The organism is Methanobacterium lacus, from assembly GCF_000191585.1.
GTDB classification, from domain to species: domain Archaea; phylum Methanobacteriota; class Methanobacteria; order Methanobacteriales; family Methanobacteriaceae; genus Methanobacterium_B; species Methanobacterium_B lacus.
On sequence record NC_015216.1, the window covers coordinates 1,897,828 to 1,921,188 of the forward strand.

Annotated in this window: 20 protein-coding genes and 1 tRNA gene; 13 read left to right on the forward strand and 8 right to left on the reverse strand. The window is 34.5% G+C overall.

The genetic code is table 11. The features are described from left to right. Positions 1-35: 35 nt before the first annotated feature. Positions 36-1,472, reverse strand: a complete 1,437-nt coding sequence (locus METBO_RS09150; RefSeq protein ID WP_013645425.1) for an Ig-like domain-containing protein — start codon at positions 1,470-1,472, stop codon at positions 36-38. A 385-nt stretch (positions 1,473-1,857) separates the two neighbouring features. Between METBO_RS09150 and METBO_RS09155 the strand changes: the two genes are divergently transcribed. Beyond that, the gene (locus METBO_RS09155) at positions 1,858-2,547 is read left to right on the forward strand and encodes a hypothetical protein (RefSeq protein ID WP_048186435.1); all 690 of its coding nucleotides are present in this window, start codon (positions 1,858-1,860) and stop codon (positions 2,545-2,547) included. Positions 2,548-2,619: 72 nt separating this feature from the next. Here the strand turns inward: METBO_RS09155 and METBO_RS09160 are convergent. From METBO_RS09160 to METBO_RS09170, 3 genes are all read right to left on the reverse strand, one after another. Beyond that, positions 2,620-2,694: transfer RNA gene (locus METBO_RS09160), tRNA-Glu, on the reverse strand. Positions 2,695-2,962: 268 nt separating this feature from the next. Beyond that, positions 2,963-3,757: an ion transporter gene (locus METBO_RS09165; RefSeq protein ID WP_227717215.1), complete on the reverse strand. Its 795-nt coding sequence runs from the start codon at positions 3,755-3,757 to the stop codon at positions 2,963-2,965. 264 nt (positions 3,758-4,021) lie between these two features. Further along, on the reverse strand, positions 4,022-4,840 hold the full coding sequence (locus METBO_RS09170; protein ID WP_227717216.1) for a type I restriction endonuclease: 819 nt from the start codon (positions 4,838-4,840) through the stop codon (positions 4,022-4,024). A 359-nt stretch (positions 4,841-5,199) separates the two neighbouring features. On the opposite strand from METBO_RS09170, the gene METBO_RS09175 reads away from it, so the two are divergent. The 12 genes from METBO_RS09175 (at position 5,200) to METBO_RS09230 (ending at position 18,785) form a co-directional block, all read left to right on the forward strand. Beyond that, positions 5,200-6,522 carry a glutamine synthetase gene (locus METBO_RS09175; RefSeq protein WP_013645428.1) on the forward strand — a complete coding sequence of 441 codons (1,323 nt, stop codon included), beginning with the start codon at positions 5,200-5,202 and terminating at the stop codon, positions 6,520-6,522. Between the two features lie 149 nt (positions 6,523-6,671). Next, positions 6,672-7,430 carry an arsenite methyltransferase gene (gene arsM / locus METBO_RS09180; protein ID WP_048186436.1) on the forward strand — a complete coding sequence of 253 codons (759 nt, stop codon included), beginning with the start codon at positions 6,672-6,674 and terminating at the stop codon, positions 7,428-7,430. A gap of 13 nt (positions 7,431-7,443) precedes the next feature. Further along, complete coding sequence (locus METBO_RS09185) at positions 7,444-7,803, forward strand: ArsR/SmtB family transcription factor (protein WP_013645430.1); 360 nt, start codon at positions 7,444-7,446, stop codon at positions 7,801-7,803. Positions 7,804-7,812: 9 nt separating this feature from the next. After that, on the forward strand, positions 7,813-8,187 hold the full coding sequence (locus tag METBO_RS09190; RefSeq protein WP_013645431.1) for a putative zinc-binding protein: 375 nt from the start codon (positions 7,813-7,815) through the stop codon (positions 8,185-8,187). Between the two features lie 53 nt (positions 8,188-8,240). Further along, the gene (locus tag METBO_RS09195; protein WP_013645432.1) at positions 8,241-8,738 is read left to right on the forward strand and encodes an arsenate reductase ArsC; all 498 of its coding nucleotides are present in this window, start codon (positions 8,241-8,243) and stop codon (positions 8,736-8,738) included. A gap of 15 nt (positions 8,739-8,753) precedes the next feature. Further along, a complete protein-coding gene (locus tag METBO_RS09200) occupies positions 8,754-9,413 on the forward strand; it encodes a DUF166 domain-containing protein (protein WP_013645433.1) in 660 nt (219 codons plus the stop codon). Between the two features lie 12 nt (positions 9,414-9,425). Further along, positions 9,426-10,502: an ACR3 family arsenite efflux transporter gene (arsB, locus tag METBO_RS09205; RefSeq protein ID WP_013645434.1), complete on the forward strand. Its 1,077-nt coding sequence runs from the start codon at positions 9,426-9,428 to the stop codon at positions 10,500-10,502. Between the two features lie 34 nt (positions 10,503-10,536). Next, the gene (locus METBO_RS13440) at positions 10,537-11,913 is read left to right on the forward strand and encodes a 4Fe-4S binding protein (protein ID WP_013645435.1); all 1,377 of its coding nucleotides are present in this window, start codon (positions 10,537-10,539) and stop codon (positions 11,911-11,913) included. Positions 11,914-11,961: 48 nt separating this feature from the next. Then, positions 11,962-12,792, forward strand: a complete 831-nt coding sequence (locus tag METBO_RS09215; protein ID WP_013645436.1) for an isocitrate lyase/PEP mutase family protein — start codon at positions 11,962-11,964, stop codon at positions 12,790-12,792. Positions 12,793-13,041: 249 nt separating this feature from the next. Then, positions 13,042-15,099 (forward strand): CHASE4 domain-containing protein, encoded by a 2,058-nt coding sequence (locus tag METBO_RS12890; RefSeq protein ID WP_013645437.1) that lies wholly within the window; start codon positions 13,042-13,044, stop codon positions 15,097-15,099. 731 nt (positions 15,100-15,830) lie between these two features. Next, the gene (locus tag METBO_RS09225) at positions 15,831-17,276 is read left to right on the forward strand and encodes an amino acid permease (RefSeq protein WP_013645439.1); all 1,446 of its coding nucleotides are present in this window, start codon (positions 15,831-15,833) and stop codon (positions 17,274-17,276) included. 63 nt (positions 17,277-17,339) lie between these two features. Then, positions 17,340-18,785, forward strand: a complete 1,446-nt coding sequence (locus tag METBO_RS09230; RefSeq protein ID WP_013645440.1) for an amino acid permease — start codon at positions 17,340-17,342, stop codon at positions 18,783-18,785. A 226-nt stretch (positions 18,786-19,011) separates the two neighbouring features. Here the strand turns inward: METBO_RS09230 and METBO_RS13250 are convergent, their stop codons facing one another. The 4 genes from METBO_RS13250 to METBO_RS09250 all read right to left on the reverse strand — a co-directional run bounded on the left by METBO_RS13250 (position 19,012) and on the right by METBO_RS09250 (position 23,193). Continuing rightward, positions 19,012-19,695: a response regulator gene (locus METBO_RS13250; protein ID WP_013645441.1), complete on the reverse strand. Its 684-nt coding sequence runs from the start codon at positions 19,693-19,695 to the stop codon at positions 19,012-19,014. A gap of 22 nt (positions 19,696-19,717) precedes the next feature. Then, positions 19,718-20,041: a hypothetical protein gene (locus METBO_RS09240; protein WP_144017557.1), complete on the reverse strand. Its 324-nt coding sequence runs from the start codon at positions 20,039-20,041 to the stop codon at positions 19,718-19,720. Positions 20,042-20,046: 5 nt separating this feature from the next. After that, complete coding sequence (locus tag METBO_RS09245; RefSeq protein ID WP_013645443.1) at positions 20,047-20,229, reverse strand: hypothetical protein; 183 nt, start codon at positions 20,227-20,229, stop codon at positions 20,047-20,049. A 255-nt stretch (positions 20,230-20,484) separates the two neighbouring features. Further along, entirely contained in the window at positions 20,485-23,193 is a 2,709-nt protein-coding gene (locus METBO_RS09250) for a PAS domain S-box protein (RefSeq protein ID WP_048186437.1), read from the reverse strand. Between the last annotated feature and the right edge of the window lie 168 nt (positions 23,194-23,361).

The following is a 23,361-nucleotide window of genomic DNA, read 5'->3' on the forward strand; positions in this document are numbered from 1 at the left end:
TTGTATAAAAAACGCTTCGAACCTTCCAAAAAAAATTAAAGGTTTTTCCAACGGTTATAAGCAATGTTTAATAGGGTTATAAATTCATTGGTTGCTTTTTGATTACCTAGTGCATTTGGGTGGTCATCTCCATCATGATAGGGAGATATACCATCGTAATCAGAGGCATAGACATGTTGAATTACTCCGTTGTAGTATCTGTGATGGGAGTTGGTTTCTGATAGTGTACCATAAAAATCATAGACCAACACATTTTTACCAGTGTATCCTTTTAACCATCCATCTTTATCAACTAACCAATTACAGAGATCCTTGGTTAATTTGTAACTACTTACCTGTGTTTCTCCAGGTGGAGTTATGAGTACGAATAACTTGTTTGGATGTGCTGCAAAATATGTTTTCAAGCTGTTGTAGATTTCTTTTTCATCATCAATGCTGGAACCTACTTTGCTGTTTGGGAAGCAAGATTTGAATATTATGATATCGTTTTCGCCCCCGGGATTGCCTATGGTGTTGGTATAGGCAGAGTGGTAATTGTTTTGATATACATGGGACATTTTTCTATCCTTAAACCATTCAGGCCAGTTGACTGTATCTGTACGGTCACCTAAATTATCACCATCTTCAGCACTCCACCCGTAGTCTGTTTCTGTTACGTAGTAGTTGTTGCGGTTAAGTGCTGCCCCTAAATTTCCATTTCCATTTGACAACCAATTACCCCCACTTGAATGATGAATGAAACAAATTTTCACCGTGGATAATGGATGATTAGTGTTTAAACCAGAAGATGTTACAAAGTAGGATTTGTAATAGGCTACTCCGTTTCCAGATATATCTTTTAAGCTGTTGGTATGGAAGGTGAGGAAATATTTGGTGCCACTTGAAAGAGACTGAGGCTTTATATATAAAGCATTTCCTTTGATCATTTTAGTGAATGAAACATGTGCACCATTTGATTTAACCAATTCAATTTGGTTATTTCCAAATTTAATTGCTTCTGTAAATTTTAAGCTTATTGTTTTGTTTAAGTTCACATTAAATGCATTTTTGACAGGATCAATTGATGTTAATTTAGGTCCGGTACTGTCTGTTGTAAAACAAGATTTGAATATGGAGATGTTGTTGCCTGAAAGATCTTTAACACAGCCAGTGTGTAGGTATAGAACATATTTAACTCCTCTAGAAAGGTTTGAGGTTGGTTTGATTGTTAAAGTATTTCCACTTATAATCTTTTTAAATTGAACAGATGTTCCTTTGCTGTTTTTTAGTGTTATATAATTATTTCCAGCTTTAACAGGTTCTGTGAATTTTATGGTGAGATTATGATAAGTTGGTACATTAAAAGAGTTATTTGTAGGATTGATACTTTTAACCTTTGGTTGAAGAGTATCTGACGCACTGGCACTTGAAACTGTTCCAATTATTAGAAAAACAAAAATTAACGCTGAGACAAATATAAACTGTTTTTTCAAATTACTTCCCCCCCCAATTGATTAAGATATAATGTTATCTTAACGCCTTAACTGTAAATTTATTCCACATATTTATAAAACTTTAATGTAAAATTCCAACAAATATTTTTAGTGTAACAGGAATTCGTAGATAAAAAAATAATAATAGGGAATAGGGCCACATTTATTCATTCAATCTATTTTTTTAACAAATAGTTTTGAAGTAAAATTTTAGATGTTGATTTTATTGATGTTCAAACATGAATTTAGGAAATAGTATATAATATAATCCTAAAAAAATGATGTGATGAAAAAAATTCTAGCAATTATCGGTTTTATACTCATTGTATGTTCTTGTTTTATCTACATTTTTACTAAAAGCGGAGATTATATTTTAGCCCTAATTTTGTCAGTTCTAATTGGTACACTAGTGCTGGTTATGGTGTATACAATTTCAGTCCTGAAAAACGCATCAATAAGCAATTATTATGAACGTGTCATGATTTACCTATTCATAATTGCCTTTATTTTTGTCATAATATTAACCACTGGACTGGGAATGACATGGATTCCATCATACTTCAATTCAGTCTACTTGTTACTGGGTTCCATGATGGTAGCAGCAATAGGATTCTATCTAAACAATCGTTTAGAAAGGGATCGGGAATCTAGAAAAGTTAAAAGAATAATTTACGTCGTTAATGATACTATTAAAACCAATCAAAATCATGCTGAAAATTTATTGTCAAATGGTTGGGAATCTAAAAAAACAGACACATTAAACAATGGTTTCTGGCCTATTTTCATGGGCAATATTATTGATTTTGATATTGACCCCCAATTGGTTAGGGATTTGATTGAAATTAAAGAATTGACCTACAATATCAATGAGCAAATAAAGGGAAGAAATGAGTATCTGCGCACATTGTACGTGAGCATAACACCTGAAATTGATCTATTTGAGGGTTATGAAGACACTAATCAATTAAAACGACTTGAACTGCTAAATAATGATTTGTCCACAGAAGTGGAAAAATTGATCCATGATTCAAAACTTTATTTAGATAAGTATAAAGAGTTCATGGACATAAACTGAGTTAAAATAAAAGGGTGCTAATACTCAGTTAGAAGTGAATTAAATTATTAAAATTAGTATTTTAGGTTTGAATGCTCCGGCCGGGATTCGAACCCGAGTCTTCGCCTCGAGAGGGCGAAATGATTGGCCGGACTACACTACCGGAGCAACTGTACTTATTAAGTTGTTTCATTGACCACTTATAAGTTTTGCGGATATATTATTTTGATCCAAAAAAAACATACACTTTTTTTAGGAAACTAAACATTGGAAAGTAAGGCTTGAATGTTATCAAAGGTTTTATTCTTATTATTGTAGCTCTGCGGACGTTACTTGTGTACAAAATTCAACTCATAAACACCCCTTAGGGAATATTCTAAAAAAATAGTAATTGAAGATATAAAATAACGAGAACAAAATTTAGTAGGATTATCTGTTATTTTTTAAAAGAATTTTTTAATTCTTTAATATCCTTTGTTAAATTAGATATATCTGTTTTTATTTCTGTTATGTCAGTTTGAAGATTTTCTAATTTCTTTTCTTGACTATCTTCTTCATTGTTTTTGGATTTACTTATTAACCAGGACGCTAGGGATGCAGTTAAAATTCCTACGAATGATATCCCAATGAGCATCATTAAAACAGAAATTCCTTCCCCATAATATGTGCTTGGAACAATATTACTATTTCCAGAAATCATTGTGGTTACAGTAAACCACAGAGCATCCCAAAAAGTATGGACCTCTGGATTAACACTATGCTCAACTAAATAAAAAAGAATAGTTCCTGCAAACATTGTGAATAATAACATTCCCATTGCAAAATTAATATGTGTTTGTTTAAAAAAGGAGGATATATATTTCCATTCCCTTCGGAATAGAGCTATTAATCGTGTGAACCTAAAAAGCCGAATAATAAACATATAATTTGGAGGAACAGTTATTGGACTGAAATATAAAATGTCTAACGGAGCCATTGCAATTATATCTGTCCAATTCTTCCTGATAAATGCCTTTTTATTATCACATTGTCTAATTCTGTAAATAAAATCAGCAAAAAGTATAAAACATACTAATAAGTCAAAATAAACTATTGTTAAAAATATAGGTTGACTAACTGTGCTAAATGTGATGAACATAAGCAATACAAGGTCTACAATAATTAAAACTATAATAAAACCTTGAAAAATATTTCTTTGATTTATATTTATATTCATTTTAGGACCTGCCAAAAAAATAGAAATAATGAATTAATTATCAATCAGTTTCATAGAAACTTATTGTTGTTTTAATTTTGTCTGCATGATTATAGATGTCTTTGACAAACTCAATAGGAATTTTTTCCTCTTTTTTTTGTTCGTCGAATAATCCTAGATATTTTTGTTTACCGTTAAAATGAAGTCTGCATACTGGTTGTCTATTAGAATTATCAAATAAGATACCACAATAACTTAAAGTATCTCTTATTGTGACACGATCAGGATCTACAATTTCATTTAAATTGCTTTAATAATATAATATCCTTCCCACTCATCCTCAGTCGTTATAATACCTTTTTTACTTTCAACATGTACTTCAATTTCTTCTTCCTGTTTCACATCTGAAGCATCTAACGCTGATTTTAATCTAGAACTCACTTGATCTTTAATAAACTGATTTAATGCTGTTTTTGTAATACCTGTAAATTTCAGTCGTACACGTTCAGTAACAGGTCCAGAATATACTTTTTTTGTAAAAAATTTAACAAAATCTTCAGATGGATCATTAATTTCGCTGGCCATAATTTTCTTCATTTCACCAGTATATTTTAATTCGCTAGCTGTTGTTAATATTTCATCTAAATCAAAAGAAGCCTTTGTAAACTTTTTAAGCTCGTTGACATGAGCTTCTTTAACATCACACATGTCTATCTCTAGAAATGGTTTAGAATCCATTTTATTAGGTTCTTCTATATCTGTATAAAATCTATAAATTATCCCGTTAGTTAAAACACCAAAACGAGCAGGTGTTACTGAAAAATATCTGAACAACTGTGAAGCATGCGCTTCATCTAAATTAAAATTACATGGTTTGCATTCAATTAAAATTGATGGTGTGCCATCCATCATTATTGCATAATCTACTTTTTCACCTTTTTTTGTACCCACATCTGCAGTAAATTCCGGAACTACTTCAGTTGGATCAAAAACATTGTACCCCAACGCATTTAAAAAAGGCATTATAAAAGCATTCTTAGTAGCTTCTTCTGTCTCGATTTTATCAATCTGTTTTGGTATAGACTCTGAAATATTTTTTAATTTATCAATCAAATCCATATAATCCCCCCATAAACAATTTCAATAATTGAATAAATGTTCAATCTCTAATCATTTAAATTTTTATAAAAAATGTTAATCATCAAATTATCCATTAATTTAATCTATATACCGTATTGGATTGTATGTTTTGCAATTTAATACACTACACATTGCTATCGTATTACATCTTTATAGACCATATTATAATCTCAAAGTCTTCAGAATTTTCGTAAGGACAAAATATAATTTGTGCAATAAGAAATGCTATTTAGATATGAAAGAAAAAATAAATTATAATATTATTTTGTATATTGAGGAACATGGTTAACAACTTGATTGTTTGTAAACTATCTGAGTTTGTTGGAGGGGTTTGAGTCATGGGGAAACAGTTGGAAGATCTTGGTGAGAGATCTCGATTTTTAAGAATTTTATGGATTGATAATGCTAACATGATACGTTCGAAGGCTCTTCGTTTGAAAGTTGATGATGATGTTTCAGAAGCTGTGGTTGGAATATCTCGTGCCCAGCAGGGAGTTCCTGTGGTTTACGATGGTGTTGTTCCAGGTGCACCGCTGGATCCTGTTGGAGAGGTTTATCTAAAAGCAGACAACTCAACAATTAGGAAAGTACCCTATGCCCCTGGAAATTCCTTGGCAATTGGGGATATGTATGTGGATGGAAGTCCATGGGACTTTTGTCCAAGGAACTATTTAAGAAAGATATTGAATCTAGCACGTGATGAAGGGCTTGAAATAAAAGCATCGTTTGAAAACGAGTTTTATCTCCTAAATAAGGATGATCCATTAAACTGTCATGAAAATACCGCCTTTGGATCCACCAATTCCATGAATTTGAATAATGACGTTATCATGGAAATTGCAGATTATCTTGAATCACAGGGTCTTTCTGTGGAACAGTACTATTCTGAATCTGGTCCATGTCAACATGAAATTACTGTACACTACGATGATGCAATGAAGGCAACCGATAACCAGATCATTTTCAGAGAAACTGTGCGAGGAGTTGCATTAAAACATGGAATGGTGGCATCATTTTTACCCAAACTGTTTGCTGATCATGCTGGAAGTGGATGCCATATCCATCTTAGCCTCTGGAGAGACGGTGTAAACATCTTGCATGACCCTGATGAAAACTTTGAACTGGGAAACACTGCCCATCATTTCATTGCAGGAATACTTGAACATTTAAGTGCCCTGATGGCCATCACAACACCCACACCCAACTCATACAGGAGAATTCTTCCCAGTTCATGGGCCGGTAAATATGGTTGTTGGGGCTTTGATAACAGAGAAGCCAGTATAAGAGTAGTTAAGGAGCCAGATGGAACTATTAAACACTTCGAAATCAAAACTTCTGATGCAACTTCAAATCCCTACCTTTCCATTGGATCAATCATATTTTCTGGTTTAAATGGAATCAAGGAAAAATTGTCCCTCCCAGAACCTGTTCAACTGGACCCTGCTAAACTTGAAGAGGATGAAAGGTTGAAACTCAACATAAAGGATTTACCTTCGTGTGTAGATGATGCAATAAAATCCCTATCCAAGGATGAGGTGCTGATGAATGCCATGGGAGATGGACTTTCAAAGGCGTATATCGCTGTCAAAACCGAAGAAAATAATTATTTAAAGAATTTAAGCCTTGAAGAAGAGGTTAATCTATTGTTGGATAAGTTTTGAATTTTATTGTGCCTTTGGAAGATCTAATTAAATTAGTTTTATTTTTTTTGTAACTTTCGTTTGTAGTTAAATTTATAAGACAACACTAACAACAATCAATATATCGACATATATAGATATATCAATTTAATATGATTGAAGGTGTTACAATGGAATCTAACGAAATTAAAGAACATATTAAAGATAGATATTCAAAAATAGCCATAAAAAAGTCTGATAATGATTCGTGTACTTCTTGTAGTGTCAATTCAGTGATTGAACAGGCCAAATCTGCAGGTTACTCAGTGGAAGATCTGAAGAGTATTCCTGAAAACGCAATGTACGGACTTGGATGTGGAAACCCAACTGCACTTGTGGAATTAAAACCAGGTGATGTTGTTCTTGATCTTGGATCTGGTGGAGGAATTGATGTATTTCTCGCGGCTAACAAGGTAGGAGAATCTGGAAAAGTAATTGGAATAGATATGACCGAAGAAATGGTTCGAAATGCCACAAAAAATGCTTTGGAAGGTAAATATGAAAATGTTGAATTTAAATTAGGGGAAATAGAAGATTTGCCCATTGAAACAGATTCAATTGATGTCATAATAAGTAACTGCGTCATTAATTTAACTCCAGACAAGTTAGTCGCATATAAAGAAGCATTCAGGGTACTGAAACCCGGTGGTAAGATTTTAGTGTCGGATCTGGTAACAGAGGAAGAGCTTCCCAAAAATATCATGCAAAAGTTCCAAGCATGGTCAGAATGCTCAGCTGGAGCTGTTGAATTAGAAAAATACTTGAATACCATAAAAGAAGCAGGTTTCAACAGTATTGAAATTGTTGAACAGCACTACTTCACAGACACCAATCTGGACGAAAGATTGGTTGGTAAAATAATCAGCATACAAGTTAAAGCAACGAAATAACGGTGGAATATTGATGAAAACTTGTCCAATACCAGAAGAAGGAAAACCTGATTCTGAGCAGATACTCAGAATGAAAGAAATATTAGCATCCCTACCCGATGATAAGAAATTAGAAACACATTCAAACAAACTTAAAGCATTATCAGATGTTACTAGACTTAAAATTTTATATTTGTTGACTGATAAGGAATTATGCGTTTGTGAAATAATTTATGCTTTAAACAAGCCACAATCCAGTATTTCACATCATTTAAACATACTAAAAAATTCAGGATTCATTACAGGACGTAAAGAAGGGGTTTGGATCCATTACAGGCTGACAGATCCTAAAATTACAGATTTAGTAAGCGAATTGATCGCTACAATTGAATAGGTGATAACTATGGAGAAGAAAAAATATGCTCTGGCCCCATGTAGTGGAATGAGCCCATATGGTTTAATAACAAGGGCCGCAAGTAGCGATGTTGTCAGGGAACGTGACGATCTTATATCCATTTGTATGGGTGCAACATCTGCTGACAGAGAAGGATTTAAAGAATTAATCAAAAAGTATCCAATTATAGCAGTCAATGGCTGTGAAGGAGCTTGTGTTGATAAAATATTACTACAAAAAGGTGTGAAAGTTTCAAAGGTTGTTAATGCCCAGGAAGAATTAAATTCAGCTAATCTAAAACCAACAGACCCAGTAAGACTCGATGAAAATGGTGAAAAATGCGTTGAACTATTGAAACAGAAAATTACGAAACTCATAGACTAAATTAATATTCTTTGCGACTTGAAATGTAAATTTAACAGGTTAAAGTGAGTTAAATGGTCAAAAAAAGAGTTTTATTCATGTGTATCCATAATGCAGCCAGATCACAAATGGCCGAAGGATTGTTCAGGCATTTTTATGGAGATGGTTTTGATGTTTACAGCGCAGGAAGTGAACCTCAAGGGGTAGACCCACTGGCAATAAAGTGTATGGATGAAATTGGAATTGACATTTCTAACCACAGATCTAAGAGTTTAAAGGAATTCGAAGGCCAAAACTTCGATTATGTAATAACAGTTTGTGGAAATTCATACAATGCCTGTCCATTCTTTGTAGGAGGTATAAAATATTTCAAACAAGCATTTGAAGATCCATCATCCTTTGAAGGAAACGAAAAAGAAAAATTAGAGTTATTCAACAAAGTCCGGGATGAATTAAGCTTCTGGTTAAATGATTTGTACTATTCATACTTGCTGCCTGACGATGAAAGAGTTGTTGAAGAAGATAAGGATGTTTGCTGTGGATCAATTGATAGGGAATTCTCATGCAGATAATTGGAGTTGATAACCGTGTTAAATGTTGTAGTAGTTACAGATGGACCATATGGTGAAAGAGCATACGAAAACATAAAAGAAAAGTTTGATACTGAATTTGTTGAGCTTGAAAAACCTGAATCAATGTTTATGGATGAAATAGACATACCATTATATGAATTAAATAAAATTAAAGAAGCTAACATCTTAATAACTTACACACAACATCCAGACCTTACATTGGACATTGTAGATTTGGTGAACAAATATGTAGATCACATCATCGTTGCAGCATGGAGCGGTGAAGGATTTAAAAATCAGTTAGAATCTTATGAAAATGTTACTTGCCCATATATCATGTGCGAATTGGAAGAAAATGGTAACGAAGTTTTCGATTCATTCACATCTAAAATTGGGAAGCCCAAGGTAGATATAACCCTTGAAAATGGTAAAATTGCGATTATTGATGTTATTAGATCTTCTCCTTGTGGTTCAACTAAATTTGTTTCGGATTACTTGTCAGAGAAATATTTCGGCAGCGACGATCTAGAAAATGTTCCTATCGAAGCTGGGCTTAAATTACAGCACTATCCATGTAGAGCTGCTAAAATGAGGCTATTTACAGACGAAGAATGTAAAAAAGAAATGGCATCCGGTCTTCATAGAGATGCATTTGAAGAAGCCCTTAATAAGTAAAAGAGGTTGTTTATGGCCAAAGACATTACACAACAAGTGACCGACCAAATTTGTGATACACCTAAACTTGGATTTCTTGATAGATATTTAACCCTCTGGATTTTCATTGCCATGGCAATTGGAGTGTCTATAGGTTACTTCATCCCCACTGTAGAGTTGTTTATTAACAAGTTCCAAGTTGGTACAACAAATATTGCTATTGCAATCGGATTAATATTAATGATGTATCCTCCACTTGCTAAAGTGCGCTATGAAGAATTAGGAGAAGTATTCAGGAATACAAAAATATTAGGGTTATCTTTATTCCAAAACTGGATAATTGGCCCGATCTTAATGTTTGCCCTGGCCATAATATTTTTACATAACTATCCAGAGTACATGGTAGGTTTAATTTTAATAGGTCTTGCTCGTTGTATTGCAATGGTAATAGTTTGGAATGAACTTGCAAAAGGAGATACAGAATATGCTGCAGGACTCGTAGCGTTTAACAGTGTTTTTCAAGTGTTTTTCTACAGTGTGTATGCTTGGATTTTCATAACTGTACTGCCACCTATATTTGGAATTTATGGAAGTGTTGTAGATATTAGCATTGTTCAAATTGCTGAAAGTGTATTTATTTATCTTGGAATTCCATTTATTGCAGGAATACTTACCAGATACATTTTAGTGAAAAGAAAAGGCAAAGAATGGTATCATGAAACATTCATACCAAAAATTAGCCCAATCACCCTTATTGCACTTTTATTCACAATAATTGTGATGTTCAGCTTAAAAGGGAATTATATAGTCCAGATACCATCTGATGTGGTATTAATCGCCATTCCATTACTGATTTACTTTGTGATAATGTTCTTTACAACATTCTGGATGGGATACAAAATAGGTGCCGATTATTCCAAGACTTCAGCTTTGTCATTTACAGCAGCAAGCAACAACTTTGAACTAGCCATTGCTGTTGCAGTAGCAGTATTTGGAATAGGATCTGGAGTAGCATTTGCAGCCGTAGTAGGGCCTTTAATAGAAGTTCCAGTACTTATCAGCCTTGTAAATGTAGCATTAATATTCCAAAGGAAATATTTTAATAAATAAATCGATTTGAAAAAAAATTAAAGGGGAAACAAATATGAACAATAATAAATGTGGATGTGAAGAAGATAATTTAGATAAAAAAACGGAAGAAAAGATAAAAGAAGATAATAAGTGCGATTGTGGCTGTGATAATGAATCTCCAGAAGACAATCATTATGCCGCAGAAACAGAAGACTGTGGCTGTGGTGAAAATTCTGCAAAACATGAAGAAGATACAGGATGTGGATGTGGTGAAGAACATGATGAATCACATGAAGAAGGTGGTTGTTGTGGAGATATTGAGATACCAGATCTATCACGCGTAGAAAATCCTGTAAATCCAAAATTTCTAGCTGAACCTAATTTTTTTAAAGAAATCGAAGAGTATGCACATTCATTGGGCATCAGTAACATAGGGTACACTTTACTTACATCTGATCTGCTAATCAAAGATCAATTCATCCAATATCCATTTACAATTGTTTTAACTATGGAAATGGATAATGAAATCCTGGAAACACCCCCTGGAGATGATGCAAAGGATCTTAATGATACCGCATATGTAAGGGCGTTTATTTTAACTACCAAAATCTCTGATTACATTAGGAAGGAAGGTTATGGCACAGAAATAGCTGATCCAATGAAAAGTAAGGTTAACCTATCGTTACTAGGTCAAAAGGCAGGTTTAGGTCATATAGGAGATAGTGGTTTATTAATAACTCCTGAACTCGGCCCTAGATTGAAGGTTTCTGCAATATTTGTGAGTATTGCAAATTTACCTATTAAAGAGAACAACGAACATGCTTGGATACCTGAATACTGTGAAATATGTGGTAAGTGTGTTAAAGCTTGCCCTGAGAATGCATTGGTAGAAGTAGATTCCTGTTGTGGTAGCGAAGTTGAAATTGTAAAGAAGAACTGTATAGGGTGTAACCAAGGCTGTACCTACTGTATAGAGGCTTGTCCCTTTGAAGAAAAGGGTTATGAACATGTGAAAAACAAATTTGACAAAATTAATGCCAAATTAAAAGAAAAACAAGCTAAATACTTCGATGTTAAATTGTGGAACAAATGGGTTATCGAGAACACAGAACTGTTTAAAGACCTAGTTAACGATTTTACCATGGCAATAGCAGTTGCTGATAATGAAAATATGCTCCAGATAATTAGAGTTGATAATGATTTGAAAGTAGATTTAAAACCCATAGATGAATTAGAAACATGTAATGCTGATCTACTATTTGTAATGGATGAAAAAACTGTAGAAGAACTGTTTAAAGACTTCACTACAGATAAATTTGCTGAATTACTCTCTTCTAAAGAAATAGATGTATACGGACTTAACGATCAGTTAGAACTAAAGACTAAAGGATATATTGCATTTTTAAATAAGTTGGGTATCAGTCAGGGTGATGGAAGCTGTTGTGGTTAAATCCAATTTAAGTCGTTTATGTGGAGAATAATGGTTGTGGGATAATTTATGAAAACGAAAATACTCAAAAATCTGTTAAATTCACCTGAAACTCTCGTTATGCCCGATGCATACGACCCCATAAGTGCTAAATTAATAGAAAATGCTGGTTTTAAAGCTGTACAGTGTTCAGGTTACAGTTTTTCAATAGCAGCGGGTTACAACAATGAAATTGATGTTACTCTAGATGAGAATCTTGAGTGGACACGTAGAATTGTAGAATCTGTAGATGTTCCTGTTATGGCTGATGCTGAAGACGGTTATGGAGGTCCTGAAGTTGTGATGGAAACCGTTAAAAAATTTTTACAAACAGGTGTTGGAGGTCTCAACCTTGAAGACCAAATCCCGAGTAGAAAGAACGGTATTTCTGTTGTTGATGCGGATTTAATGACAGAAAAAATTAGGGTTGCTAAGGAAACTGCAGAAATTGAAGCTAAACCCGATTTTATTATTAACGGCCGTACTGATGCATTGAGATCAACTGAAGATAGATATGAAGGGTTGGAAATTGCCATTGATCGTGCCAATGAGTACATTGAAGCTGGTGCAGATTTAACATTTATTACTTATGTTGCCACACTTGATGAGGTTAAACAAATCAAGAAAGAAGTTAAAGGACCTGTAACTATTGCAGCAGGACAACCATACAACATAAATGAATTTACAATCAATGATTTAAAGACTTACAATGTAGAAAGAGTTAGTTTACCAACTTTACTCATATTCACAAGTCTCTATGGAATTAACCTTGCTTTAGAACATCTCAAAAAAGATAGTCTCTCAGAAATGTTTGAAGAAGAATTAGTTTATCCGGCAGATGGTTTAAACAAAATCCTTTAAACTAACTATTCAGCTTTAACCTCCATTTTGAGGCACACAATTTTAATGTACAAAATATTCCATTCAACAATTGGGTAAAATATTTAATTTTAAATATTTTTTTATAAAAGATTTAAATAATACTTTTTCTAAATAGTTTCTTAATATTTTGGAATATCACAAGAAATTTTGGAAATAAAAGCTTTTTATTTAAGGAATCACTAGTAATGATTAACTTGTTACAAATGTTCCTGAGATGTGTGAGTTAAAATGAAGTTAAGAAGCAAAACTTTGATTTACAGTGGTATTATCATAACACTGCTGATATTGATACTTCTATTGATCTCACAGTTTGTTTTTTTAAGCACATCACAAGATTATGAACAACGCTACAGTAACCATGTTCTTAAAGATGAACTTTCTGGGTTAAACCAAACCATATTTGCAATGAATGAAACTGCAAGGGATTGGTCACAGTGGGATGATGCTTATGACTACCTCAATGGCAACAATCCAAGCTTTGCCACGGATGATCTGAATCCTCAAACCTTCAAAAGACTCGATCTTAACTTGATCATGTACGTTGACACCAATGGGAACATCAAATATGGAAAGGCCTACAACCTTGAAAACAATGAATCTATGAGTTTGCCAGAAAATCTAAGTAGTTTCAGTAACGAAAGTCAGATTTTACAATCCAACAATATGCAAGGTTACTACGGACTCCTTAGCCTGCCTGAAGGCCCAATGATAATTATTTCTAAACCTGTTTTAACTGGCCATGACCAGGGACCATCTCCAGGGACACTTATAATGGGAAGGTACCTCACCCAAACAGAACTCAACAAACTAATAAATATTCCAAACAGCACACTATCGATCCAGTCCTACAGCTCTGCTAATACATCTCCAGAATATAAAACTATTTTACCACACCTATCCAATGCAACTCCAACCTCATTCAAAGTACTGGGAGGAAATTCTATTGCAGCCTACGGACTTTTAAATGACATATATGGAAATCCTTCCATCATTGTCAAGTCAGAAATGGCCAGAACACTGTATCACTCCTACCTAAACAGTGTGTTTTACTTCGTTGGATCCATTTTACTGGTAGGAATATTGTTCGTTATCCTTGCACTCTACGTTTTAGATAAAAATGTTTTAAACCGTCTGGATAAGTTAATAGGAGAAATAGTAGATATTGGAAAAGCTGGAGACATCAAAAGGCGTGTAACTGTTTCTGGAGATGACGAACTCAGTGCGTTAGCCAGTTCAATAAACAGCAGCCTATTCTCACTACAGAAGTATGAAAAAGATCTTGAAACCAGTGAAAAAAAGTACAGAAATATCTTTGAAAACACAGGCACAGCAATGTTGATTGCAGAGGATGATCTTACAATATCCCTCGTTAACAAAACATTTGAGAACATGCTTGGACTGAAAAAGAGTGATATAATTGGGAATAACTGGATAAAACTCGTTGTTCCAGAACAGAGGGCAGAAGTTCAAAGGTATCATAGCACACACTCCGATGATAACACTGAAATGAGTTTAAAAACCTACGATGTTGAAATCAAAGTCAATAACGAAGCTAAATATTTCTTTGCCACCTTTGATTTTATACCTGGAACCAAAAAGAGCCTGATATCTCTCATAGACATAACTGACAGAAAAATGGCCGAAACTCTGTTAAAATCATCGTTAAAAGAGAAGGAACTGTTGTTAAGGGAGATACACCACAGGGTGAAAAATAGTTTACAGATAATAGCATCACTCCTCTCCCTTCAAGCATCTGAGTTTGATGATCCAATTATCAAGGAAAGCTACAGCGAAAGTGAAAATCGTATACACAGCATAGCCCTGGTTCATGAGATCCTGTACAACTCCACAGATATCTCTGAAATAAACATCAGGGAATATATTGAAGCCCTCATAGAGAATATCTTGTATTCCTACGATGTGGATACAAACAATATAACCTTGGATGTGGAGGTTGAAGAACATGATCTTGGAATAGAAACATCAATACCTTTAGGACTCATAATAACAGAACTGTTATCAAATTCCATCAAACACGCATTCAAAGATGGAAAAGGGAAGATAGAGTTAAAACTTTCAAAATTAAACGATGAATACGAGCTCATATTAGGTGATAATGGTGTGGGATTACCGAAAGGATTTGATATTTCCAGCACAACCACCCTTGGAATTTTATTGGTAAACCAATTAGTTAATCAACTTGAAGGCAACGTAGAAGTTAATATTAACCAAGGCACCCAGTACATAATTCATTTTAAGGAATTAAAATACAAAAAACGATTGTAATTAGTTTAAACTACAATTTCTATGCCTTAAACCACTAATAAATGAATTTCATACGTATTAGTTTATTCTTTTCATTCAAGTTTTTGAATGCGGCATGAATTTGTAGCAAAGTTTAAATACTAAAACTTTTAAAGTATAATGTAAGAGGCAGAGGGCATGCGACTTAATAAATCTCCCTTATAAATTACCCCCCCCAAAAATAATTTATGAAGGGTGACGCCTTTTAATCACGTCCACCTAAACTTATTTTAACGCATGCCCATTGAAACCCCTTCAAATATCATATTACTTATTCTTACTTAACAATTTTATTATGATAATTATAAACTGTTCTCTCTAGTAACAATTATCATTGAATCATTATTTATTTTTCTAAGCAAACTTTTGTTAAAACCTATTATGAACAAGTATAATTCTGTTTTAGCCATTATTAAGCCTTATAACAAGATTAATATTAGTTATCCATAACATATTAACACAAAGTATATAAGATTAAACTTTTACACTATAGTGTAAGAAGGTGGAAGGCGTGCTGCTTACTCCTTAAATTTTGTAATACCCCCCCCAAAAAAACCAAAATTTATTATCATGGTCAAAATTTATGACCATCCGATTCTGTTTTTAAGCATGCCTCATGATACCTTCGTTAAAATTCAAAATAAAGCAAATAGCAGAGAATAAAATAAATATTTATGATTTTTACACACTACCAAATTTGAAAAGGGATTTAAATGAAAAAAATATTCCAAAAAAAATGCATAAATGAAGCCCTTGACTGTGCCAAGAACGGTGATACTCTAAAAAGATCCATAGGACCTTTAAATTTGACTATAATGGGTGTTGGCGGAATAATTGGTGCCGGGATTTTTATTGTTACCGGCGTGGCATCGGCAAGTTCTGGACCGGCACTTATAGTGTCCTTTATAATTGCAGCAATAGCATGTACATTCACTGCGCTGTGTTATGCGGAGTTCGCCTCGATGATACCAATTGCTGGAAGCGTCTACACCTACACTTACATTACAATGGGCGAAATATGGGCATGGATAATGGGTTGGATACTGATACTCCAATACTTAATAGCATCTGCAGCAGTAGCAATTGGATGGTCATCATACGTTGTTGCATTGGTAGGCTCATTTGGAATAACACTACCTGCAATCATTAGCGGCCCAATGGGTGTTAATGGATCCCTCATAAATCTACCCGCAGTACTGATAATTTTAGCTTTAACAGCCGTTCTTGTGAGGGGTGCGGAGGAAAGTGCAAAGGTAAATGCAATAATCGTCTTCGTAAAGGTTGCAGTAATCCTCTTGTTTATAACCCTTGGAATATATTTCATAAATCCTGCAAATTACCATCCATTCACACCATTTGGAATAACAGGAATATTTGAAGGAGCTGCAATGGTCTTCTTCGCATACTTAGGATTTGATGCAATAGCATCTGCAGCAGAAGAAACTAAAAATCCTGGAAGAACAATTCCAATCGGAATAATAGGTTCACTTATCATAAGTTCCATACTCTACGTAGCTGTAGCAGCTGTGATGACTGGTATGGTGCCATACAACTTACTAAATACAGCTTCCCCTGTTTCATTCGCACTTCAATATGTGGGAGTTCAATGGGCGTTCACAGTAATAACCATAGGTGCAATAGCAGGTTTAACCACTGTTGTTCTTGTAAATATGTTCAGCAAGGCCAGGATAATATTTGCAATGAGCAGGGACGGTCTGCTTCCAGGTGTATTCTCAAATGTTAAAGACGGCTGCCAAGCTCCAGTGGCAAGCATACTTCTGGTTGGCGCCATGGCAACCATTATAGCTGCGTTCTTTTCACTGAACAGTATCTTTGAACTTGTGAATGTGGGAGCATTAACAGCATTCATGGTGTTGGCACTTGCTGTGATAATTCTCAGAATAAAGGAACCTGAACTGGAAAGGTCATTTAAATGTCCTTTGGTACCTGTTATACCAGTAATGTCAATAATATTCAGTTTAGTCCTCATATCCCAGTTAAAAATCCACATACTACAAATATTCGCCATCTGGTTAGCTGTAGGAATAATTGTTTACTTCGTCTACGGTAAATATCGTGGATTATTCACCAAACCAGTTTGCGGAGTGGATGATGAAGCTGAAGGATTTGAACCTGTAGATGTTCCTACATCCAAATAAAATTCCCTTTTTTTAATTACTCTATATTTTTTAAAAGATCAAACATTCTAGAAAGGAATTATCATGTTTAAAAAACTGTTTCTTAAAAAATCTATCGAAGAAACATTGTCTCACAAACCCGACCGAAGTCTGAAGAGATCCATTGGACCCACAGGACTCACACTGCTTGGTTTGGGAAGTATTGTTGGTGCAGGGATATTTATTGTAACTGGAGTAGCATCTGCAAAATTTGCAGGCCCAGCAATAATAGTGTCATTCATAGTTTCAGCAATCGCATGCAGCTTCACAGCCCTTTGTTACGCAGAGTTTGCATCCATGCTACCAATTTCAGGAAGTGTTTATACCTACACCTACGTTACAATGGGCGAAGTATGGGCGTGGATGATTGGATGGGTGTTGATATTTGAATATTTAATATCTGCATCTGCTGTTGCTGTGGGTTGGTCATCATACGTTGTTGAACTTCTAAGTTCCGTTGGAATAAATTTACCACACATGATAACTGCTTCAATATTTGCAGGTGGCCTCATCAATGTACCTGCAGTTCTCATAATTTTAACCCTTACAATGATTTTGTTCATAGGAGCCAGGGAAAGTACGCGTGTGAATGGGGCTATAGTTCTCATTAACATGGCCATTATAGTGATATTCATAATATTTGGATTGAAATTTATCAACCCTGCAAATTACCATCCATTCACACCCTACGGTATCACAGGAATATTTCAGGGTGCTGCCATGGTGTTCTTTGCATACATAGGTTTTGATGCTGTGTCCACAGCTGCAGAGGAAACTAAGGACCCTCAAAAAAATCTTCCAAAGGGTATAATAGGGTCTTTGTTAATTAGTTCTGTGCTTTACATAATTGTGGCAGCTGTTTTAACTGGTATGGTTCCATACAATTTATTGGACACAGCTGCTCCTGTTACATTCGCATTGAATTACGTGGGTCTTGAAACCGTAGCATCCATAGTTGGTGTTGGAGCTATTTTTGGAATTACAAGTGTTCTTTTAACCAGCCTCTTTGGTCAGACCAGAATATTCTTTTCAATGAGTAGGGATGGATTACTTCCAGGCCTATTTTCTAAGGTTCATCCCAGGTTCAGGTCACCGGTAACAAGCATTCTGCTTGTGGGTTTTGTTGCAAGTTTCATTGCAGCGTTGGTTCCACTTGCTGCAATCATTGAACTTGTGAATATAGGAACACTTTCAGGATTTATCTTCCTGGCAATTTCCATAATAATCCTTCGAAGACAAAATCCAGATCTAGAGAGGGGTTTCAAATGTCCCTTCGTACCAGCTGTTCCAATACTATCCATCATTTCATGCGTCTTCCTCATAACACAGCTATCATTAAAAACAGTAGAATATTTCATAATTAGCCTGATCATAGGATTCTCAGTTTATATGGTCTATGGATTTAGAAACAGTAAAATCCAATCCACAACCAAATCCATTGAAACAATGAAAATAGAATCTGATAATGTTCTGGACACAGACGTTGAATAAAAAGAAAGCAGGGTACATCCCATCAATCATTATTATTATTTTTTACACATTAATTACCAAACTAAACAGCTGTTTTATTGATCCTTTCATTTTTTTGGGGAATATTAATCTAAAAACAATTTTATGATAAAATAAGGGATGCCCAGCATCACCTTAAAATGTTAGACTGAATAGTTAGTTTGATATGAAAAAAAGTAATTATAAGAAGTAAAATAAAAAAAATGTTTTAGAATTCTGGTTTATCAACTTCTAAACAGATTTCATCCCCTTTAGGATAAATTAAAGCTTCACCAGCATATCTTTCTAGGTAGTTAAATGCGATTTTGCTTAAAACTTCGGAAACATCCTGTCCATCCGAGGTTTGTTGGTTTCGGGCTGCAGAAATGTACAGCTTGCTGGTACCAACATCAACACTGACTTCCACTTCATCATAGTAGGATCCCATCAATATCTTCTTGAATGGTTTCTCATTTTTATTTATGAAACTGGTTGTTTCTTTGTAGATATCTTCGAAATCGAAGGTTTCATCGTTCTCTGATTTTTTTCGGTAGATGGCCATTTCAATGTTTGCCTTTAGCTCTTTCTCCTTGTAAGGTTTCAGAATGTAACCATAGGGTTCAGTTCTTGCAGCACGTTTAAGGATTTCATCATCTGCATATGCTGTGAGATAAATTACTGGAATTGAATAAGATTTATTCAGCTTTGCAGCTGTTTCTATCCCATCCATCTCCCCCTTTATGACTATGTCCATGAGTATCAAATCAGGCACATTAGCTTCTATCTGTCGGAAAGTTTCTTCTCCAGAATCTGCCATTCCTGTAACAGCATATCCTAAGTTTTCTAACTTCTTTTTTAATCCCAATGCTAGAATGTTTTCATCCTCAACCACCAGAATATTTATTTTTTCCATTTTAATCTCACCCATAATAAATTTATTCACGTTTAGGGGTTATTAGTTCGAGACATACTTTTTCGCCCTTAGGGTACATTGTGATAGTAGCCCCATAGACCTTGATAAAAAGTTCTATTACTTTGGCAAGAATTGGATAGGATTCTTCAGTATTCTTTGCACACAAATATGTCTTTTTAAGTCCTACATCTAATGTAAAATCTTCTAATTTGTCGATTGCCTTGGATCCTATTATGGAGATTCTTATATGTTTCTCGAGATCCTCAAGAAATTTATCTACTTCTTTGGATAGGGCACCAAGGTCGAGTTCTTCTTCTACACTAACAGTTTTTTCTTCGTTAACCATGTTCATCACTCATCCTCGAGTAACTGATCTTCGTCTAAAAGCTTAATTCTTTCCCGCTGGCACCAATCAAATATCGCTTCTGTAGCTCCTCTAGAAATTTTCCCCTGCTTTTCACCGTATTTAAGTCTAACCAACCTTCTAAAAGCTATTTCTAATTCATCAGATATACATATAGTAACGCAGCCCATTAAAATACCTCGTTTTTTTGTTAAGAATATGTTCCAATGTAGGATATCACTACTTTATAATGTTAATGTAAAGTGTATAATTTGAAATGGAAAAACTAAATCAATTAAGAACATACAAAAATTGAATTAACAACTTTTTACAAGATTATTATTATTTATAATGAATTTAATCTGTCTAAATCTGTTTATAACTCTTAAAATTTAGTGTTAATAATATTAAAAGAAAATTTAGGATTATCTAAAAATAAAATTAGTTTAATGGTCATCCATGAATTTGTTTAGCAGAGAAATTGGGGTGGACACAGTTGGTTTGTTGATCTTGATATTTTCAACTTCGGTGAGTGGTGTTATGTCCTCAATAATAGATTCTATGTACTTGGGATTTTCAAATTCATCCTTAACAACGTATGCAGATACCAAGCCCGTGAATGGGGTTCCATTCTGTTTTTTAAACCGAATCTTCTCATTTTTTATATGACCATACTTAAGAACCTTTTCATCGAATTTAAACTTGTCTTCACCGTCCAGATAAAGATAGGATGCTTTAATTGCCATTATTTCAGATTTTTTGTAGTGGAACAATTTAAGGAGGGAATTGTTTGATTCAACCAATCTGCTGTTGGGTTCGAGTGTGCACTTGTAAACACCTACGCTGATATTTTCAAACAGATTACGGTACTTCTCCTCTGAAGCCACTCTTTTGGTTATGTCCACTGCTATGCCTGCTATACGTTGAATGCTATTTTCATCATCTTTGAGAGGGAATGCCTTCCCATGTATCCATCTGATACTCCCATCAGGTCTTATAATTCTGTAATTAATTCCCTCGTTTCCAGATTTTACTTCATTGGGAGTCCTGAATATGGTGTCTATTACGTTCTTCCTATCTTCAGGATGAATGGATTCTATCCATGATCTGGGATTATCAAACAGACTTTCCCTACTGCAGCCCCAAATTTTTTGGTAGCCCGGACTTATGTAAACTATCTGACTCATTTTCGGATCTATGATCCAGAATACTTCCTCAATATTTTCAGTCATCTGTCTAAACTTTTCTTCACTGCTCTTGAGTTCGTATTCAACCAGTTTCCTTTCGGTTATATCCCTTATTATGGAGGTTGTGTATCTTTCTCCATCAATGTCCCATGCAGTTATTGATATTTCAATTGGAAATTCACTTCCATCCTTTCTAAATCCGTATGATTCGAATAATTTTCCTGAAAGAAGATGTCTTCCAGTTAATTTGAATTGTTCCTGTTTTCTGATGAATTCATCATGGTACCTTCCAGGGATGATTTTGTTCACGGATTTGCCAACAAGATCCTCTTCTTTGCATCCGAAAATTCTTTGTACACTGTTGTTGCAGAAAACAACATTTCCATCATGGTCTGTTATGATTATTGCATCTACAGCTGAACTTGCAACGGTACGGAACCTTTCTTCACTCTGTTTGAGTGCAGTGTCTGCTATTTTCTTCTGGGTTACATCGTTAACTGTCATTAAATATTCATTGTTTTTAAGTTTGACAGGGATGAATTCTATGATCTTATTGTCACCATTTTTACAGACCACTTCAAATGTTCTTGGCCTCTTTTCACCAACATGGGCCGTTTTAAAGTCATTTTTCCAGGCTAAAATAGCATCAAGTCTTCGGTTAGGGTCTGGAAACGCCTTTTTAAACCATGCCCTTCCATCTGGAATTTCGGATGGTTGGTAGCCGAACATTTCAATAAATTTGGGGTTGATGTACTTGTAATCTCCATCAACATCTATGAAAACCATTCCCAGTGGTAAATTTTCTGTGATATTTTTCAGACGATCCTTTTCCTCGGCCATCGCCCTTTTTGCCATTTTTATTTTGGTAATGTCCCTTCCTTCAGGTATCAAATATTTAACAGTTCCATTTGAACCATAAACAGGGTGCATACTGTAATCGATCCACTTCAAACCATTTTTGGTTTTTATTTGTATCGCGTGATTCAAGGTTTTTCCAGATGCACAGAGATCAATATCCCTTTTAATCATTGCCTTAATATCCGGAGAATAATTCCACCACTCAGTTTCATGGAAGAACTTACCCTTCACATCATCAATCTTAATACCGCACAACTTAAGTGGAGTGTTGTTTACGAAGATAACTTGACCTTTCGGATTTAAAACCGCCACGTAGGTGTGCATATCGTTTAGTGTTCCAGATAAGAAACTTTCCCTTTCCAATAGATCATTTTCAATGTTCTTTTGTGAAGTTATGTCCCTTGCAACTATCTGCACACTTCTAAATTCACCATCAAAATCTTTAATCGGCTGAATTTTTGTGGAAAACCATTTTTCTTGGGTTTTTATCAGAGTTCTTTCTACTTTGACCGAAGTTTTTCCAGTTGTTATTGCTTCTCTAACAGATTTCATCTGGGAATCTGCGTAGGGCTGTGGAAAAACATCCCACATGGTCTTTCCATCAAAATATTCCGGTGTGTTTCCGAAGTACTCTGCTGCCACATTGTTAACCATCTTGAAGGTTCCATCTTCACCCAGTACTATGATGGGGTCATCAGCATTTTCAACCAGCAGTTTGTATTTTTCTTCGGCTTCAATTAATGATTTTTTCATCTGATGTTTGTAAGTTGCCATTTCAACCGCAAATTTAAGCTGCTTTGCATTGAATGGTTTTTCTAGATGATTAATTTCGTACGATAAATACTTATTTTTGTTAATTCCCTGTTTTGAGAACCAGAGAACTGGACAGCCCTGACATTGCCCTATTTTTTTCAGGAGTTCGCTGCGATTAAAATCATCGTTAACAAGTAAATCTACTAAAATCAGGTCGTATTCCAATAAATTTTCATTAAAAATAGTGGATCCAAATTCCATAGTTTTTACAGGATAATCCCATGAATGCATCAATTTAGCTATTTCAGTAGCTTCCATGACATCTTCAGTAATTAATAATGTTTTAGGATCATGCATGATTTTACCATATGGATATGGCATTAGTAAAGACTTATTATTTGCTATTAAAATGAAATAGAAACTGATTTTAAACTAAAACTTTAAGGTAAAAATCTATATTTTTTTTGTACATCTGAAGGAGGTTTCCAAAAAAAAATTGCAGATGAAAAACCATGTTCTATGTTC

Coding starts and splice junctions, on each gene's coding strand:
- METBO_RS09190 (WP_013645431.1), top strand. CDS start 7,813: ATGGAGAAGAAAAAATATGCTCTGGCCCCATGTAGTGGAATGAGCCCA.
- METBO_RS09215 (WP_013645436.1), top strand. CDS start 11,962: ATGAAAACGAAAATACTCAAAAATCTGTTAAATTCACCTGAAACTCTC.
- METBO_RS09195 (WP_013645432.1), top strand. CDS start 8,241: ATGGTCAAAAAAAGAGTTTTATTCATGTGTATCCATAATGCAGCCAGA.
- METBO_RS09240 (WP_144017557.1), bottom strand. CDS start 20,041: ATGGTTAACGAAGAAAAAACTGTTAGTGTAGAAGAAGAACTCGACCTT.
- arsB (WP_013645434.1), top strand. CDS start 9,426: ATGGCCAAAGACATTACACAACAAGTGACCGACCAAATTTGTGATACA.
- METBO_RS12890 (WP_013645437.1), top strand. CDS start 13,042: ATGAAGTTAAGAAGCAAAACTTTGATTTACAGTGGTATTATCATAACA.
- METBO_RS13250 (WP_013645441.1), bottom strand. CDS start 19,695: ATGGAAAAAATAAATATTCTGGTGGTTGAGGATGAAAACATTCTAGCA.
- METBO_RS09245 (WP_013645443.1), bottom strand. CDS start 20,229: ATGGGCTGCGTTACTATATGTATATCTGATGAATTAGAAATAGCTTTT.
- METBO_RS09170 (WP_227717216.1), bottom strand. CDS start 4,840: ATGGATTTGATTGATAAATTAAAAAATATTTCAGAGTCTATACCAAAA.
- METBO_RS09175 (WP_013645428.1), top strand. CDS start 5,200: ATGGGGAAACAGTTGGAAGATCTTGGTGAGAGATCTCGATTTTTAAGA.
- METBO_RS09185 (WP_013645430.1), top strand. CDS start 7,444: ATGAAAACTTGTCCAATACCAGAAGAAGGAAAACCTGATTCTGAGCAG.
- METBO_RS09250 (WP_048186437.1), bottom strand. CDS start 23,193: ATGCATGATCCTAAAACATTATTAATTACTGAAGATGTCATGGAAGCT.
- METBO_RS09225 (WP_013645439.1), top strand. CDS start 15,831: ATGAAAAAAATATTCCAAAAAAAATGCATAAATGAAGCCCTTGACTGT.
- METBO_RS09230 (WP_013645440.1), top strand. CDS start 17,340: ATGTTTAAAAAACTGTTTCTTAAAAAATCTATCGAAGAAACATTGTCT.
- arsM (WP_048186436.1), top strand. CDS start 6,672: ATGGAATCTAACGAAATTAAAGAACATATTAAAGATAGATATTCAAAA.
- METBO_RS13440 (WP_013645435.1), top strand. CDS start 10,537: ATGAACAATAATAAATGTGGATGTGAAGAAGATAATTTAGATAAAAAA.